This window comes from Hallerella sp. (genome assembly GCF_022776125.1).
GTDB classification, from domain to species: domain Bacteria; phylum Fibrobacterota; class Fibrobacteria; order Fibrobacterales; family Fibrobacteraceae; genus Hallerella; species Hallerella succinigenes.
Map to the genome: position 1 here is coordinate 23014 of NZ_JALFIA010000036.1, position 15817 is coordinate 38830.

At 51.1% G+C, this 15817-nt stretch carries 15 protein-coding genes, 1 pseudogene and 1 CRISPR repeat array; of the genes and pseudogenes, 4 read left to right on the forward strand and 12 right to left on the reverse strand.

Annotated features, from left to right (window positions below; genetic code table 11):
* Nucleotide 1: 1 nt before the first annotated feature.
* The gene (gene greA / locus MR847_RS04740; protein WP_100425967.1) at nucleotides 2-469 is read right to left on the reverse strand and encodes a transcription elongation factor GreA; all 468 of its coding nucleotides are present in this window, start codon (nucleotides 467-469) and stop codon (nucleotides 2-4) included.
* A 58-nt stretch (nucleotides 470-527) separates the two neighbouring features.
* Here greA and argJ point away from each other — a divergent pair, with 58 nt between their 5' ends.
* Complete coding sequence (gene argJ, locus MR847_RS04745; protein ID WP_100425968.1) at nucleotides 528-1736, forward strand: bifunctional glutamate N-acetyltransferase/amino-acid acetyltransferase ArgJ; 1209 nt, start codon at nucleotides 528-530, stop codon at nucleotides 1734-1736.
* A 54-nt stretch (nucleotides 1737-1790) separates the two neighbouring features.
* Here argJ and MR847_RS04750 read toward each other — a convergent pair whose 3' ends face one another.
* The 11 genes from MR847_RS04750 to MR847_RS04800 all read right to left on the reverse strand — a co-directional run bounded on the left by MR847_RS04750 (nucleotide 1791) and on the right by MR847_RS04800 (nucleotide 11992).
* On the reverse strand, nucleotides 1791-3074 hold the full coding sequence (locus MR847_RS04750) for a tRNA (N(6)-L-threonylcarbamoyladenosine(37)-C(2))-methylthiotransferase (RefSeq protein WP_100425969.1): 1284 nt from the start codon (nucleotides 3072-3074) through the stop codon (nucleotides 1791-1793).
* Complete coding sequence (locus MR847_RS04755; protein WP_287723087.1) at nucleotides 3053-4474, reverse strand: SpoIID/LytB domain-containing protein; 1422 nt, start codon at nucleotides 4472-4474, stop codon at nucleotides 3053-3055. The genes MR847_RS04750 and MR847_RS04755 overlap by 22 nt, the downstream gene beginning before the upstream one ends.
* Complete coding sequence (gene def / locus MR847_RS04760) at nucleotides 4471-5019, reverse strand: peptide deformylase (protein ID WP_106519176.1); 549 nt, start codon at nucleotides 5017-5019, stop codon at nucleotides 4471-4473. The genes MR847_RS04755 and def overlap by 4 nt, the downstream gene beginning before the upstream one ends.
* Nucleotides 5020-5022: 3 nt before the next feature.
* Nucleotides 5023-5385: a preprotein translocase subunit YajC gene (gene yajC, locus MR847_RS04765; protein ID WP_100425972.1), complete on the reverse strand. Its 363-nt coding sequence runs from the start codon at nucleotides 5383-5385 to the stop codon at nucleotides 5023-5025.
* A gap of 64 nt (nucleotides 5386-5449) precedes the next feature.
* The gene (locus tag MR847_RS04770) at nucleotides 5450-6406 is read right to left on the reverse strand and encodes a cyclic nucleotide-binding domain-containing protein (RefSeq protein ID WP_100425973.1); all 957 of its coding nucleotides are present in this window, start codon (nucleotides 6404-6406) and stop codon (nucleotides 5450-5452) included.
* Complete coding sequence (locus MR847_RS04775) at nucleotides 6403-7326, reverse strand: Crp/Fnr family transcriptional regulator (RefSeq protein WP_277001899.1); 924 nt, start codon at nucleotides 7324-7326, stop codon at nucleotides 6403-6405. Before MR847_RS04775 ends, MR847_RS04770 begins: the two co-directional genes overlap by 4 nt.
* Nucleotides 7327-7344: 18 nt before the next feature.
* Nucleotides 7345-7695, reverse strand: coding sequence for a 50S ribosomal protein L19 (gene rplS, locus MR847_RS04780; protein WP_100425975.1), 351 nt, complete (start codon nucleotides 7693-7695; stop codon nucleotides 7345-7347).
* A 15-nt stretch (nucleotides 7696-7710) separates the two neighbouring features.
* Nucleotides 7711-8415, reverse strand: a complete 705-nt coding sequence (gene trmD / locus MR847_RS04785; RefSeq protein WP_407718845.1) for a tRNA (guanosine(37)-N1)-methyltransferase TrmD — start codon at nucleotides 8413-8415, stop codon at nucleotides 7711-7713.
* Nucleotides 8415-8954, reverse strand: a complete 540-nt coding sequence (gene rimM, locus MR847_RS04790) for a ribosome maturation factor RimM (RefSeq protein WP_106519173.1) — start codon at nucleotides 8952-8954, stop codon at nucleotides 8415-8417. The genes trmD and rimM overlap by 1 nt, the downstream gene beginning before the upstream one ends.
* A 62-nt stretch (nucleotides 8955-9016) precedes the next feature.
* Entirely contained in the window at nucleotides 9017-9418 is a 402-nt protein-coding gene (rpsP, locus tag MR847_RS04795; protein ID WP_100425977.1) for a 30S ribosomal protein S16, read from the reverse strand.
* Between the two features lie 114 nt (nucleotides 9419-9532).
* Nucleotides 9533-11992 (reverse strand): U32 family peptidase, encoded by a 2460-nt coding sequence (locus MR847_RS04800; protein ID WP_100425978.1) that lies wholly within the window; start codon nucleotides 11990-11992, stop codon nucleotides 9533-9535.
* Between the two features lie 133 nt (nucleotides 11993-12125).
* Here MR847_RS04800 and MR847_RS04805 point away from each other — a divergent pair, with 133 nt between their 5' ends.
* The 3 genes and pseudogenes from MR847_RS04805 to MR847_RS04820 all read left to right on the forward strand — a co-directional run.
* Nucleotides 12126-13103 carry a hypothetical protein gene (locus tag MR847_RS04805; RefSeq protein WP_287723089.1) on the forward strand — a complete coding sequence of 326 codons (978 nt, stop codon included), beginning with the start codon at nucleotides 12126-12128 and terminating at the stop codon, nucleotides 13101-13103.
* An 89-nt stretch (nucleotides 13104-13192) separates the two neighbouring features.
* On the forward strand, nucleotides 13193-14158 hold the full coding sequence (locus tag MR847_RS04810; RefSeq protein ID WP_287723090.1) for a histidine phosphatase family protein: 966 nt from the start codon (nucleotides 13193-13195) through the stop codon (nucleotides 14156-14158).
* Nucleotides 14159-14201: 43 nt separating this feature from the next.
* Nucleotides 14202-14770, forward strand: a pseudogene (locus tag MR847_RS04820) (bile acid:sodium symporter family protein); the annotation flags it as partial.
* Nucleotides 14771-14890: 120 nt separating this feature from the next.
* Nucleotides 14891-15756: a CRISPR direct-repeat array (repeat unit 32 nt; unit sequence GTTTCAATTCACGCACCCGTGAAGGGTGCGAT).
* Nucleotides 15757-15817: the final 61 nt, after the last annotated feature.

Sequence of the window (15817 nt, forward strand, 5' to 3'; positions counted from 1 at the left end):
GTTACTGCACGTCCAGAACTTCGAAGACGTTCTTGCCCTTCGGGGTGATGACTTCAACGGTGTCGCCCTTCTTCTTGCCAAGGAGAGCTTTGCCGATCGGGCTTGTAAAGCTGATCTTGCCGTTGATGGCGTCCACGCCTTCCGGCGAGACGATCGTGTAGGTGATTTCGCGGTTGTTCTTCTTGTTGTGAAGCTTGACCGTGGCGCCGAACTTGATTTCGCCGCCCTGGCTTGCGTCGTACTTGATAATCACGGCGCGAGCGACGCGGTCTTCCAAGTAGTTGATGCGGGATTCGATTTCGCCCTGACGGTCCTTGGCCGCATGGTATGCGAAGTTTTCGCTCAAATCGCCCTGTGCACGCGCCTCAGCGATTTCATCGATGATCTTTGGGCGTTCTACTTTTTTTAAATTTTCCAATTCTTGTTTGAGTTGGTCGTAAGTTTCTTGAGTAACAGGTATATTATCCATGCTCGGAAAGTTATAAATTTTCAGTGCCTGCGACAAACGGGCAAAGGAAGTAAGATATATGTTGACGATGCTGAAAGATGGCGGTGTCTGTTCTCCGAAAGGATTTACCGCTTCTGCTTACACGGCAGGAATTAAGGCGAGTGGAAAGCCGGATATGGCCCTTCTCAAAAGTGAAAAGGCTGCTCGCTGCTTTGCCGTTTTCACAACGAACAAGGTGAAGGCCGCTCCGGTCCTTTATGACAAGTCTGTCCTGGAACACGCGCACTTTGCTTCGGCAGTTGTCGTCAATAGCGGTAACGCAAACGCTTGCACGGGCCCTCAAGGGCTTGCCGACAGCGAACGCACGGCCACACTCGTCGAAGAACAGCTCGGCCTTGCACCGCGCAGCGTGCTCGTTTGCAGCACGGGAGTTATCGGTCATCTGATGCCGATGGATAAGGTGGAAGCTGCGATTCCGCATTTGGTAAAGGGCCTGCACGCAGGCGCTTCCGATGAATTCGGAACGGCTATCCTCACGACCGACCGCGTCAAGAAGTCCCTTGCCGTCGAAATCGAAACATCCATGGGTAAGGTCACGGTGGGCGGTTGCTGCAAGGGCAGTGGCATGATCCATCCGAACATGGCGACGATGCTCGCCTTTATCACCACGGACCTTGGGCTTCCGCTTGACTTCTTCGCTGAATTCCGCGCAGACATTTCCGACTCTTTCAACGCGATCACCGTCGATGGTGACACAAGCACGAACGACACCTGCATCTTGCTTGCAAACGGCGTTTCGGGCATCAAGTATGAAGATCTTTCCATTAGCGAAAAGAGCGAATTCCGTGCCGCCTTGATGACGGTGATGAAGGAACTTGCAAAGGATATCGCTCGGGATGGTGAAGGTGCAACGAAGTTCATCGAAATTCGGATTGAAAAGGCCGAAAGCCATGCGGAAGCTTTAAAGATGGCTCGATTTATCGGTACGAGTAACCTTGCTAAGTGCGCCATGTTCGGCGAAGACCCGAACTGGGGACGTATCCTTTCGAGCGCCGGTTCGAGTGGCGTGAATATGGTCGCTGAACAGACGGATCTTTATTTTGGGGATGTGAAGGTTCTTGAAGCGGGCCGTCCGATCGCCTGCGATCAGAAAAAGCTCGAAGAAGTCGTGAAGCAGAAGGAATACGCAGTGACCGTCGTGCTGAACATCGGTGAAGCAAGCGCCTCTGCATATACCTGCGATTTAAGCTACGAATACGTGAAGATTAACGCCGAATACACGACCTAATCTTTTGTGAATTTCAAAAAGGAAATCGTCGGCGCCCGTCGGCGATTTTTCTTTTTAAACGAGAACTTCCGCTAGGAGTGCGAATGTTTCCGCGTCGCGAATTTTTACGTCCAAGGTTTGCCCGATGGGGAAGTTCCCTTGCAACGCCACGGGTCTGTAAGCGTCGTCTCGGGCGATGGTCGTCCCCGCCCGCATCCCGACCTTTTCGACTGTCACCCGTTCTACTTTTCCGATGCACGAACGGTTGTTCTCTAAAGCGATCTGCTGAAAAACTTGGGCGAGTTCCGCGGAGCGCGCATAGCGCTCCTCTTTCAGAACTCCGTTCTTCAAGGCGAAGGCAGGTGTGCCTTCGCGCGGAACGAACCGTGTGATGTTACAAATGGACGGTCGCGTTTCCTTCACCAGTCGAACGCTTTCTTCAAAGTCTTCGCGAGTTTCTCCGGGGAAGGCGACGATGATGTCTGTGCCAAGAGTCATTTCGGGGAATCGTGTCCTAAATGCTTTGGCGATTTGCAGATATTCCTTGTGCGTGTGTCTGCGGTTCATCGCTTTAAGAATGCGGTCGCTGCCGCTTTGTACGGGAATGTGGACGAACTTATACAGGTGCTCGTCTTCGAAGGATTCGAGGAGCGCTTCTAAATAGCGCAGCACGTGCCGCGGATTTCCCATGCCCAGGCGAATCTTGTAATCGCCTGGAACGTGAACGATAATTTGTTGCAAAAGTGCGGCGAGATTGGTATGCAGGTCAAAGCCGTAGCAGCTTGTATCTTGGCCTGTCAAAAAGATTTCTTTTGCACCCGCTTCCACTTTGCGTTGCACTCGGCGCACAATCGAATCGGGGGCAGCGCTTTTCAAAACGCCTTTGACAAGTCGTGTGGAGCAGTAAGAGCAGGCATCAAGACAGCCTTCTTCAATATTCACAAGCCCGATTCCCGCATGGCTTTGCAAGTCAGGGATTTCTTGTACCTTTGAATTTGTGGCACTTAATTTGTGCGCGAATTCTTGGAAGGCTGCTTCGTTTTTGTGCGCATCTTTAGGCCCAAAACAAAAATCCGGAAACAGCTGGACCAAGGCGCGTTTTAAATCATCCGTTGCACATCCCGTTACCCACACAGGCACATTTTCAAATTGCGAACGAATCTTTTTGGCAAGCTTTGTCGCACTTGTAATCCCTTTGACTGTACAAGCGTTTAAGACAATTGCATCCGGAGTCTCGGAAGGCATTTCGAATTGAACGGCAAAGCCTTCGCGGGCAAATCGTTCACCGATTTCTTCGCCGTCTCCAAAATTTGCGGCGCAACCTTCACTTAAGACGGCTACTTTCCGCTGGAGATGCATTGAAGCGTAGCTCCGGGGTAGTAAGCTTCGAGAATTTCCTTGAAGCTTTGACCGGCCTTTGCACGGGCGCGGGCGCCCATTTGGCACATACCGATGCCGTGGCCAAAGCCCGAACCATCGATCACCCAGACCTTGCCGTTCTTTTCAATTTTGAATTTGGCGGACGGAAGGATTTTGGAACCTTCCTGGAAGAGCCAACGGGTTCTGTCGCCTTTGACGGTAAAGACTCCCTTGTTGGTCAGAACTTCAAGTTCGTTCACACGGCCACCCGGGAACGTGGACTTGATTTCAATCTGTTGGATTCCGCTAAAGTTCGACTTGCCTACGGCGCGGGATTCCTTCAAGTTCTTTTTGAATATCGAAACTAATTCTTTTTCACTGTAGACCTTTTTCCAGGTGCTGTAGGAACTGGATTCGCACCACGCCGAATCGGCGTTCTTCATATCGTTTTGGCTTTGCAGATACGGAACGGGAGAAAGTCCCCACACTTCGACTCCTTCGGTATGGCCACCGCAAGTGGAATGGTAATAGGCTTCGATAAAGTTTCCGTTATAGGTCAGCACAATGCCAACGGTCGAATCAATGGCTGCACTCGGAAGCGGAGCTTCTCCTGCGCTGCCGTTGTAAACCTGATCCTGCACGGTCGCGTAGACATCAAATCCCAAAGAAGCGCGAGAATTGAAATGGTGGTAAGCGTAAGTGCGAGCCGCCACCGCCTGAACCTTGAGCGCTTCGAACATCGAAGCGTCGAGCTTGCCGATTTCATGCGGCACAACGCCCTTCAAATAATCTTCGACCGGGAGAACGTTGATCACGTTTAGCTTTTTCGCATTCTTCACAACGAGTATTTTGCCGCGGTACTCCTTGCCGTTTACGGAAAGGCGCGAGCCTTCACCCGGGAACACCCACAGCGAATCGGACTTCGACGGCGAAACCTTCATCGAACCGGACTTCTTTTTGCCCTGCGTCGAATCGGCGGTCGTCGAAACGATGTAATCGTTGCCGGAAATTTCTGCCTTGGAAACGCTCACCAGAATGCCCACGCGGAAGTCGCGCTGTAAAGCTTCTGGAAGCTGCATCACGGACAGGTCTTTTAAAAGGCTCGCAGACGACGTCCCTGGTTCGGCGGCGGTCGTATCTGCAGCAGGAGCAATCGGAGCAAAGGCTGCGGTCGTTGTCGAATCTGGAATGGAATCTTCGGCGTTTTCCGGAGCCATCGCCACAAAAGGCTTTTGCACCGTGGAATCCGCTTCTGCGGTCACGCTCGAAGAACTTTCCGCAAGGAAACTGGATGAGGATCCCGCTGTCTGAGCATCTTCAGGCGGATCGGTCACGAGAGGAGGCAGGGGTGCGCAACTGACGAGACCGGCTGCGAGGAACAACAGCGGAAAACGCTTCATCTTTTTTTTGCTCCAGACTTTTTCTTTTCTTTCTTGGCCATGTCGCGGAGCTTTGAACGGTTGAGTTCGCGATCCGCAGTCGAAATCACGTCCACGAAGAGTTTTCCTTCCAAGTGGTCTGTTTCGTGCTGGAAACAGCGGCAAAGAAGGCCTTCGACATTGTGTTCTTCGACGGTTTCGCCGTTTTCGTTCATGTACTTGATCCAGATCTTGCCCGGACGGTAAACGTTGCAGAAAACGTCGGGAACGGAAAGACAGCCTTCGTCGTAAGGTTCATTTTTCGAATCGGGTTCAGGACCCCATTCCGGGTTAAAGATAATGCGCGGAGCAGGCGGTTCGTCTTCGTCAGGGCGAGCAGGGTCGATCACCACAAGGCGCATGTCCTTGCCGACCTGCGGGGCTGCGAGACCGACACCACCTGCGTCGTACATGGTATCGAGCATATCGTGAGCAAGAGCGACGAGCTCCGGCGTCACCTTTTCCACCGGTTTGCACTTAACGCGCAAAACGGGATTTCCGTAAATCGTGATATCTAAAACGGCCATTGTTTACTTCTTGTCCGCAGCCTTGTCTTCTGCGTTCAAGACGCGAGCGATAGCGGCCTGTTCGAAATCGAGAATGGTGCTGTTGCCTGTCTTCACGGTCACCGTGGTACCTTCCACGTTCGTCACCGTGCCGATGATGCCGGCAGCGGTCAAAACCTGGTCGCCCTTCTTCAAAGCCTTACGCATCGCGTCGAGCTTCTTCATTTCCTTCTGCTTCGGCATAATGAAGAACAAGTACATCACGACGAACATGAGAATGAACGGGAGAAGGCCCATGAACATGGAACCCTGTGGCTGTTCTGCACCGGCTTCCTGTGCAAAGGCGGATGCGGCGAAAACGAGGGCGAGGAGAGCGGAATATTTCATAACAATCCTTTGATTAAAATGGAATGTTCCCAATTTAGAAAAAACTGTAGGGTGTAGGTCGGAATTAGGCGTGATTCATCGCTTCTAAAAGCCGTTTGTCGAGCAACGGATAGACGCGGTTCAGTTCCACCAGATCCTTGACGGCTTCGAGTTCAGCGTAGAAGAATTCGATCTTTGAAAAATCGACCGTGGTAAAGCTGGGCGATGTGTACAGGTACCCGCAGTGGATTAGGTTTTCAAATCCGCGACGTCTGAATCCCAGGGCGGGGAAAAGGCGCTTGTAAGCGGCTTCAAAATTCTTCGCCGTCACAAAGGTGCTGCCTTGCTTTTCAAAGCCTTTCGTCTTGGCCGCAGAAATAAAGGCGGTCAGGAGCGTCTGCTCGTTTGCCGACAGCAGAGACTGTGGAAGATTCTTGTTCGTCATCCGCAAAAACAGGGTGCGGTAAAGCAACGCCGGAAGGTTCTTGCGGTAAAAGTGAATTTGTGTGTTTTCACCGGGAAGGAGCTCGGCAATGCCAAGGCCGCACAGACCGCGGAGAAGTTCAAAGGTTTCGTTGTAGCCGAGACCGTTGACTACGCGCAAATCATCGATCATCGGTTCCAAATCGAAGGTGTCTTTTTTGACGTGGCGAATGTAGCGTGCGCAAAGGAAAAAGAGCGTCGGCAGAGCGTGAATTTTGTCGAGCTTCGCCTTGTTTTCTTTTAAAACTTGTTTGCGCTTGGCGAGAATGCTTAAAATCTGCGGAAACCAAACAGGAAGCTTTTCCGTTGCCGCCTGCAGGTCTTCTTTGGACACTTCTTCCACGTCCACGGATTCCATGGCGCGGAGGGTGTACGGGTATGGTTGCTTGTGAAAAAGCGCTTCAATGCCGACGACGGAACGCGGGCCCACAGTGCCTTCGTTGCGAAGCTTGGAACCTTCCTTCTTTTGAATCAAAAGCTCGCCCTTGTGAACCACAAAGAGCTTCTGGATTTCACTGCCTTCCTTGAACAGGATGTCGCGGGAATGGAGCTTTTTCATGAGAGCCCCCGAATGTTGTGTTCCGCGTGGAGTGCGCTCAGGTAGCGGTCGAGCATTTCCGTTTCGAGGAAGAGCTTTTCCGAGTCTTCGGAAAGTTCGCTAAAGATGCCGAGTTCCACAAAGCGAATGATCACAATTATATCTGCCTTGGGAGTGGCGAGCTGCAAGTACTTAAGCCAATCTTTGCGGGAACGGGTGAAGAGCGAATCTTCAAGACCCAAGAATTCGAGGCAGGAACGTTCACGTGGCGAAAGTCCAAATGGGGGATAGGTTTCCCCGTGGCGCTCCGAGCGTAGATAGTCCACAAGGATGTGGAAAAGCTTTGGCTTTACAAGCAACATTTGGGCGTTCGGCTTTCCGTCTGCGCCCGGTTTGAGTTTGACAAACTGGCGACGGATCAGTTCCTTGAGGGCCTTTGCCGTTTCGTCCTTGCTTGCGCGGCTTTGCCACATGTATTCCTTGACCACCGTGGCTGTATCCAAAGGCTTGTTTTCGGCGCGGAGGGCGAGGAACTTGGCAAAGCTTTCAAGAGAATTCTTGTAATTCGGTTTGGCCGCAGCCTGCTTTAGCTGCTGCATATCCTTGACGATCGAGTTTATCGTGGCGAGCATCCACGCAGGGGCCGCTTTGAGGACGGCTCCGAGGCATTTCTGATCGATCTTTACCAGAGTCGAATCTTTGCCTGCGCGTATATGATATGCGAAAGGCGTCCCATCCATCACGGAGGTGACGCCAATCAGAGATCCTTGCGGAATGGACTTCAGAATTTGATTATCGTCAAAGGCTTCAAGTAAGCCTTCTTCGACAAAGAGCATTTCGGAAGTCTTTTGACCTTTTTTAAAAACAACAAAACCCGCTTGAACGGTAAAACGCTCAAACGGGAAATTCAAGTCGCTTGTAACGGGATTGCCCGAAATCAACGGGAACCGCCGGTCAAATTAGTCTTCGCGCTTTTCGATACGAGCAGCCTTGCCCTGGAGCTTACGCATGTAGTAAATACGAGCTTGGTGGACCTTACCTGCGCGGTTGATTTCGAAAGAAGCGATACGCGGGCTGTGAACCGGGAAGATACGTTCGATGGCAACGCCGTCGGTCGTCTTGCGAACGGTAACGGTTGCGCCAAGGCCTGTATTCTTCTTCATCTGAATGACAACACCCTTGAACGGCTGGATGCGTTCCTTGCTGCCTTCGAGAACCTTCACGTTAACCGTGATGGTGTCGCCGGTACGAATTGCCGGAATATCCGTTTTCTTGTTTTCGTTCTGAATTGCTTCGATGTTAAGGGACATATTCTGTGACCTCTGTTATTGTGTGCCAAATTTAGTATCTATTTGCAATTTTTCGTAGATGTCCGGGCGTCTTTCTTTAGTTCTTTTTAAAGATTCTGCCGTTCTCCACTCGGAAATTCGCTTATGATGCCCCGAAAGGAGCACCTCAGGGACGGATTTTCCTTCAAAAACCTCTGGTCTGGTATAGACGGGCCAGCCGAGAGGTCCCTGAGCAAAAGAGTCTGTGTCTCCGGATTCCTTGTGACCGAGAGCTCCCGGTAGGAGCCTGACCACTGCATCGGTCAAAAGCATGGCCGGAAGTTCGCCACCGCTTACGACAAAGTCGCCGATGGAAATTTCCATGTCCACGTAATCTTCACGGATACGTTCGTCGATTCCCTTGTAATGACCGCAGACGAGTACCAGGTGGCTTTCTTTCGAAAGGTCCGATACGATCTTGTGGGTCAAAGGGACGCCGTCCGCCGTGAGATAGATGACCTTGCCCCCATCTTCCTTGACGTGCGTGCTTCGGATGGCACGAGCCAGGGGTTCCGGTCGGAGCACCATGCCCGGTTCGCCACCGTAGGGCGAATCGTCTACCTGACCGTATTCGTTCACGGCGAAGTTGCGGAGATAGATCGTGTTGAACGAAAAAAGCTCGTTCTTCTGGGCTCTGCCGATAATGGAATGTTCTAACGGTGCGAACATTTCGGGGAAGATGGTGATGCATTCGATCTTCATCATCCAACCCTCATGTCGAAAAGCTTGGCGAGGAACGCTTCCGAAATTTGTACGGTGCGTTTTTCGCTGTCGATTTCACCGACGCATTCCTTGATCCACGGGGCGAGGATCTCGCTTCCTTTGTATGTAAAACGGAATGCGTTTACACTGGGAAGCTGCTCTACCGAAAGGACGCTCCCGATAACCGATCCGGAGTCTCCGATAATGGAGAAACCTTCGAGGTCCGAGAAGTAATATTTGCCTTCGGGTGCGGGAATCCGTTCTTTCATGGGAACGCCGATGTCCGCATTCACCAAGTTCTGCACGGCTTCCGACGAATCGTAACCCTTGAACTTGAGAATCCAGATATCGTTTGCAACGCGAGCGCTTTCCACTTCGAGAGCGAGAGTCGAAGCTTTTATAAGCGCAAAGACCGTCGTGAACTTTTTACAACGGTTCAAATCGTGCGTCTGGGGTGCACACTTGATTTCGCCCTTGAATCCGTGGGTTCTCATCAAATGGCCAACGACGACCAGGTCTTTTGCGTGAACGTTTTCCATGTTTCAAAAGAAAACCCCGTGCATTTTATGCGGCACAGGGTTCTGCATTCATAGACTTTGGATTAAGCCTGAGCGTCAGCGGCCGGAGCTTCCTTTGCAGCCTTTTCAGCTTCGAGACGAGCCTTAGCCTTCGGACCGAGCTTAGCCTTCTTTTCCTTAGCAGCACGCGGAGTAGCGTTCTTGCCTTCGATGGAACGGCCAGCCTTGAGTTCGTGGAAGAGGTCCATGATGCCGACCTTCTTGAGGAGGGAAGCGACGGTATCAGACGGCTGAGCACCAGTCTTGAGCCACTTGAGAACCTTTTCCTGATCGAAAGCGATCACCGGCTGCTTGTGGTTCGGATCGTAGAAACCGACCTGTTCGATGAAACTATCGTTACGAGCCTTACGGTTGTCGATGACGACTGCACGATAGACGGAGTGGTGACGCTTGCCAAAACGGGCGAGACGGATAACTGTAGACATTAAAAGTACCTCTTGTTGAGTTCGGGACCAAATATAGAAAGAAATTCAAAAAATCCGTCATTTGATAACAAATTAATTTAAAAAAGTTTAAAATTGGCGTTTTTTGACGAATTTTTAAGCTTTTTTACGGTCCTTCCAAACTTCGGTATGGAAAAGTTGACCCTGGGAAACGCCGTATTTCTCTTCGGCGCCAATCAGTTTGGCCGCGGTCGCAAGCGAAAGCTTGCCACGGATCGCTTGTGCGTAAAGGCGGGTCTTGTCGGCGACTTCGTTTGCGCTTTCTTCGAGCATTTCAAGGCGGAACTTGCGCACGCCGAGCTTTTTGAAGGCCGGGACAAGGTTCAGCGCGGACTGCGGGCGTTCCAGGTATAGCGTGTTGCGGCATTCCGCATCGGGAACGAGCGAGTGCAAGGCTCCTTTGTGATCGAGAATGTCGATATGATGCTTGGAACAAATCTGTTTGCAGTAGGGGAACCGTTCGGCGCTAGTCAGGTTTGCCGCGTATAGGCAATGCTCCATGTAGAAGGCGGGCAAATGCTCAAAGACCGAGACTTCAAAGTGAGCGCCGCCGAAGTTTTCCAAAAGCTTTTCTGTGCCGATCGCATTCAGGTCAAGCGACGGATGCAAGGAGCGCAGGCCCTGTGAAAGGAACCATTCCGCAGAAAGGATGTTCGAAACGTTCAGGCTGTAATCGCCTTCGAGCGGAATTCCGGAATCTTGCAAATAAACGAGGGCGCCTGGATTTCGCACCAGAATAAAGTCCGGCTTGAGATCGACGAGCTTTTTCAAGTTCTGCGTTTCGCCCTCTTTTAAAACGCGAATCGTGGCGACGCCCGCCTGAAACCCGAGTTCGCGAACGCGTTCCATCGGCTTCTTGTAATCCACGCCCCAGTCAAGGTCCAAGATTACTCGGTCAATGTCCAAGCCTTGGAGCATTTCAAGCTGCTTCGGGTTGCGGACGAGAACCGTAATCTGCTCCGATTCTTCTGCAGAATTTTGATATGCGGAACGGGCGTTTGCGATCAGAGCCCTGCCGCGTTCTGCCGAGGCTTCGGACGGGTGGCTTTCAAAACGTGCGTTGTCGAGAGCTTCGACTGCCGCCTTGCGTAAATTGCGCACTTCCTTGTCGATTACAAAAGCGTCGCTTGGAATGTCTTCGCGTATTTCGTTTGCAAAGTAAGCGGTGCCGGTAAGAGCCGAAAGTTCTTTTTGGATGCGTGCCGAATTGTCGCGCGGAGTCTTGGCGCGTTCTAGAGTCTTTTCGGATTGGACTTGGACTTTGTGCCCGTCCGAGTCTTGGATTTCCAAAGAAAGCGGTTCGCCATAGTTTGCGAACAGGCGCATTTTCACGGGGAACTTGAGTTCGTTTTTTCGTTCGGCAAAAGTCCTGTGTAAACGTTTTTCCATCGCCGGGGAATCGTTGCGGAAGGCGCTCATGCCCGGATGTACACGGCGAAAATCAAAGATGTTCCCGAATTCGAGAAGGGTCTTGTCGCCGTTAAACTTGTAACTGAAAAGACGGCTGCCTGCGGAGTTTTCTTCGCCCGGATCTTCAAAAAGAATTCCGTCGCCCGCTTCCAAAGGATGGCGGCCTTCCACGAGGACGCTCTTGCGGTCTACACGGATGACCTTTCCCAAGTACATGCCGTGGTGATTTGAAAAGGTACCGTTGACTAGGGTCTGCTGATTCACGCCGCGGAGCCAGCCCGCATGCAAGCCTCTCGAAAAGAGCACTTCCAAAGGCTCGCGATTCTTTTCGCTCACGGAACCCTTGTCGAGTTTTTCTCGGAAAGCGATGGTCGTTGCCGCCACGTATTCCGGACTCTTCAAGCGGCCTTCGATTTTAAACGATTTGACTCCGATCTTTTTTAATTCATCGAGTTCATCGATTGCGGAAAGGTCGCGCGGGCTGAACAGATAGCGCTTGCCGTGCAAATCGAAAGGCTTTCCGTCCACAAGCATCTTGTACGGAAGGCGACAGCTCTGGGCGCACTGCCCACGGTTCGCGGAACGCCCACCGATATTTTCACTGGTAAGGCATTGCCCGCTGAACGAAACGCAAAGCGCTCCATGTACAAAAACTTCGAGTTCAAGCGGAGTCCGGCTCGCCACGTTCTGAATGTCTTCAAGCGACATTTCGCGGGCGAGAACGGCTCTTGTGCAGCCAAGACGTTCCGCCATTTGGACGCCTTCCGCTGAAGCGATCGTCATCTGCGTCGAAGCGTGAATTTCGACTCCCGGCGCGACCGCCTTAAAAAGGCGCATCAGGCCCACATCCTGAATAATCATAGCATCCGGTTCAAGGGCCGCGATATTTTCAATAAATTCCGGCAGGGAATCAATTTCGTCTTCAAAAACCAGAATATTCATTGCGAGAAAGGTGCGCACATGGCGGATTCTCGCATAGCGGATCATCTCCCGAACGTCTTCGAAGGAAAAGTCCAGGGATCTTCCGCGGGCATTCCAGTGCGGAACGCCAAAATAAACGGCGTTAGCGCCGTTTTCCACGGCGGCGAAGAACATTTCCTTGTTGCCCACGGGGAGCATGAGTTCGAATTTTTGGGAGGCATCCATTGGTTAATAATTTAGAAAATGTTCTTAAGTATTACCATTCATCGGAAAATAGTGTTTTTTGATTTTAAATAATTTTAAATTAATCCAATCAAATTCGTCTACAAGGTGTTTTGTGTCTGTTTGGTTCCGTGGTTTGGCTAAAGTTTTCCCCATTTGCGCGATTTTCGCGTCCGTTGTGCTTGCGAATACGGATTCTTCGGCCATGGAAGCGTCTGCACCCGATACCTCGTTTCGAGTCAAAATGGAACATTCCCTGATGTTCATTGGGACGATCTTGCCGCACCGTTCGCTCCGAAATTCGGAATCGTTGCATGATTGGCCGTTTTTTGCCTTTGCGTCTCCGCTCGGGTGGAATTCGAGCCTGAAAATGGAAAAGGATGTAGGAAGCCTTGTAACAGTAAAAGGGATGACCGGATTGGGATTGACTCTGTTCGGTGTAGGGTTCCGTGCCGATGCGACGGTCGCTCTTTTGCGCCTGCTTGAACTCGGCGTGGAGGGAAGCGTCGGTTCTGCGGTCAATTTTGGATCCTACGCGACCTTTATGGGGGTATATGACCCGGATAAACAGGAGTTTTCTCCGGATCTGTTTTTAACGGAATTTTCGTATGGCGTCAAATATCACGCAGGGATGACGCTCCCGCTCATGCTTGTGCTCCCGAAATCGGAATGGACGAGAATTTTACTCCGCCCGACTGCAGAACTCACGTATTCTGCCTATACGGGTGCAGAAGATGGGGAAGTCTGGAAAGCGGGGAGCGGGAACTATGTGAACGGCTTCCATTACCGTTGGGGTGGAACCTTGATGTATATGCTTCCGTTTAAGCATGTTCCGATGGCGATGTTTGCCGCAAACGTCAGCGGATTTTTGCACGAATCGGATTTTGATGCGGTATACGAGCCTTATGATCCCACGTTCAAAACCATAACGTTGACCCCGATGTTATCGATCAAATTCGACGATAAGTGGGGCGGCATGCTCATGGGGAATTTTTCTAGGGACCGCAAGTATCGGCATTACCACTTTGAAAGCGGAACGGAACTTTCGCAGGAACGCATCGGTACGGAATGGGGCCTTAAGGCGGTCATGATGACTTTAAGTCGCAAATTTTAACGAAAATCGCGTGTAACCATAAATTTGGTTTAAGAATCGGGTGCAAAAAACTAGTTTATACGCGGTTCATTATAGTTTAAGAGGATTTTATGCGCAAAGCCCTTTTCGCTCTTTCTGCCCTGTCGCTTGCCGCTGCTTTGGTTAGTTGTGGTGATTCTTCGACTTCTGCTTCGGAAGACCCGATTTCAAGTTCTAGCGAAGCAATCGGAACGGTTTCGAGCGGATCGGAAGTTTTGCTTTCGAGCGCGGCAACCGAGATTACTTCCAGTGCTTCGACCGAAGTTTCGAGCGCATCGGTGGAATCCTCCGCTTCGACTTCGACGCCTCTTGCAGTTAGCCCGGATGAAGACGGCTTTTACGCAATCGCGGATATTTACAAGGCGGCTCCTGCAACGAGCAAGATAGCCTTTATCATTCGCCATGCGGAACGTGAAGATAGCCTGGGACAGCTTTCCAATTTGACGGAAGTCGGCGTAGAACAGGCGAAGGCTTTGGGCGCAACGCTTGCAAGCGAAGAAAGCTTCTATTACGGATCCACGGACTATGTGCGCACCCGTGCAACGGCAGAGTACATCGCAGAAGGCCGTGGGGAAGTCGCGACGGTCGATACCCTCGATGAAATTTTGGACGGAAACTACTTTATCGCGGTTCCGTCGGATTCTTTTGATGCGTATACGAGCACCCATGGGGGCAGCTGGACTTTCATTTCGAGATGGGCGTACAACGATACCGTTGCGAACCCGACGGTGAACGCGAATTTGAAACAGGCTTATGCGACCTATTTCTACGATCTTTTTGAACGCAAGGACCAGTTCGTTTCGGAAAATATTGTAGCCAACATTCCGAACTGGAAGCGAGTCAGCTTCCTCATTACGCACGACGTTCTGGTGGCCTCGCTGATTATTGCCGTTTCGAACCGCACGATCGATTTGCAGTTCTTCGCTTCTCGCCGCTGGGCAAATTACCTTTCGGGAATTGCCGTTGTGGTGGATGAAGAAGGCGGCGTGTTGGTTTACCCGGTACGCGGTGCCGACGTCGGTTACATGTATCCGTAGAATGTTATATGGATGGGCATGAAAACGATTGCCCATTTTTTAGCCGGTTTTGGCTTTTTCTTTGGGGAAAATCTTTGGAATCAAAACGGGACTTTTGGCCGGTGTGATTCTTGTGGGGACATGCCCGGGAGGAACTTCGAGCAATGTCATCACCTACATGAGCAAGGGAAACGTGGCCCTTTCGGTGGGAATGACCAGCGTGAATACGCTGGGCTTTGTGTGAACAAGTTTGCAAAAAAGTTCGTGGCGAAGGTAATCGATATATTGCCGGTTGTTTCGGTGATTGCGATATGCCTGACTGTTTCGACTGTGGTTTCGCACAATGCGGAAAAAATTTTAACGACGGGAGCGATTGTTTTTGTCGTCGTCATTTTACACAACCTTTTAGGCTATGCCTGCGGATTTGGCCTTGGTAAAGTTTTGAAAATGGACATGCCGAAGACGAAGGCCTTGACGGTGGAAATCGGCATGCAGAATTCTGGACTTGCGACATCGCTTGCAAATACAGCGTTCCCGAGCCTTGCCATGGCGACGGTTTTTGACGCAATCTTTTCCGTTTGGCATAATATTTCGGGTGCGATTCTCGCTAACATTTTGCGGAACAGGGAATAGGCGAAGACGCTGTTGCGGTGGGGGAAAATAAAAGAGAGCGACGCTTGCGCGCCGCTCTAAATGTTTTCACAACGGACTAATCCTTATTGTTGTAAATGCTATTGCAAAGCTAAAAAATCTGTTTCAATTCACGCACCCGTGAAGGGTGCGATTCCACTGGTGAAGTGCCACCATTTGGCCACGGAGTTTCAATTCACGCACCCGTGAAGGGTGCGATCTGTTCGCTAAAATGTTTCCTTACGGAAAAAAGTTTCAATTCACGCACCCGTGAAGGGTGCGATGGTAGTCCAGATACTTTTCATCGCAAGTGGTTGTTTCAATTCACGCACCCGTGAAGGGTGCGATAATTCGGGCATACTGTAAACACGCCCGTTCACGTTTCAATTCACGCACCCGTGAAGGGTGCGATGTGCGTCACCTGTCTTCTTCGGCTTCTGCGGTGTTTCAATTCACGCACCCGTGAAGGGTGCGATGTCTTCCCCAAATACTTCGGCAGGAATTGACGGTTTCAATTCACGCACCCGTGAAGGGTGCGATACCTTGATATGAGCAAGTCCGTAGCCGAAGTGGTTTCAATTCACGCACCCGTGAAGGGTGCGATGTCAAAGATAATTTTCCGCTTAAGATAAACAGGTTTCAATTCACGCACCCGTGAAGGGTGCGATAATGCAGATCTCGCAACACTTCCCAATATTCATGTTTCAATTCACGCACCCGTGAAGGGTGCGATAAGAGTCTTCGGGGCTAAAGACACGTTTACGCGTTTCAATTCACGCACCCGTGAAGGGTGCGATACATCCTAGACGAAATGACGGATTTCATCGTTGGTTCAATTCACGCACCCGTGAAGGGTGCGATTTTACACGATTAACGGCGAGTAAGGCGGAACAGTTTCAATTCACGCACCCGTGAAGGGTGCGATGTTAATTGCTTATGTCCTAACTATAGCTTCATGTTTCAATTCACGCACCCGTGAAGGGTGCGATAAGAGTCTTCGGGGCTAAAGACACGTTTACGCGTTTCAATTCACGCACCCGTGAAGGGTGC

Coding starts and splice junctions, on each gene's coding strand:
- MR847_RS04755 (WP_287723087.1), bottom strand. CDS start 4,474: ATGAAGCGTTTTCCGCTGTTGTTCCTCGCAGCCGGTCTCGTCAGTTGC.
- rplS (WP_100425975.1), bottom strand. CDS start 7,695: ATGTCCCTTAACATCGAAGCAATTCAGAACGAAAACAAGAAAACGGAT.
- argJ (WP_100425968.1), top strand. CDS start 528: ATGTTGACGATGCTGAAAGATGGCGGTGTCTGTTCTCCGAAAGGATTT.
- def (WP_106519176.1), bottom strand. CDS start 5,019: ATGGCCGTTTTAGATATCACGATTTACGGAAATCCCGTTTTGCGCGTT.
- MR847_RS04810 (WP_287723090.1), top strand. CDS start 13,193: ATGCGCAAAGCCCTTTTCGCTCTTTCTGCCCTGTCGCTTGCCGCTGCT.
- greA (WP_100425967.1), bottom strand. CDS start 469: ATGGATAATATACCTGTTACTCAAGAAACTTACGACCAACTCAAACAA.
- MR847_RS04770 (WP_100425973.1), bottom strand. CDS start 6,406: ATGAAAAAGCTCCATTCCCGCGACATCCTGTTCAAGGAAGGCAGTGAA.
- trmD (WP_407718845.1), bottom strand. CDS start 8,415: ATGAAGATCGAATGCATCACCATCTTCCCCGAAATGTTCGCACCGTTA.
- rpsP (WP_100425977.1), bottom strand. CDS start 9,418: ATGTCTACAGTTATCCGTCTCGCCCGTTTTGGCAAGCGTCACCACTCC.
- rimM (WP_106519173.1), bottom strand. CDS start 8,954: ATGGAAAACGTTCACGCAAAAGACCTGGTCGTCGTTGGCCATTTGATG.
- MR847_RS04800 (WP_100425978.1), bottom strand. CDS start 11,992: ATGGATGCCTCCCAAAAATTCGAACTCATGCTCCCCGTGGGCAACAAG.
- MR847_RS04750 (WP_100425969.1), bottom strand. CDS start 3,074: ATGCATCTCCAGCGGAAAGTAGCCGTCTTAAGTGAAGGTTGCGCCGCA.
- yajC (WP_100425972.1), bottom strand. CDS start 5,385: ATGAAATATTCCGCTCTCCTCGCCCTCGTTTTCGCCGCATCCGCCTTT.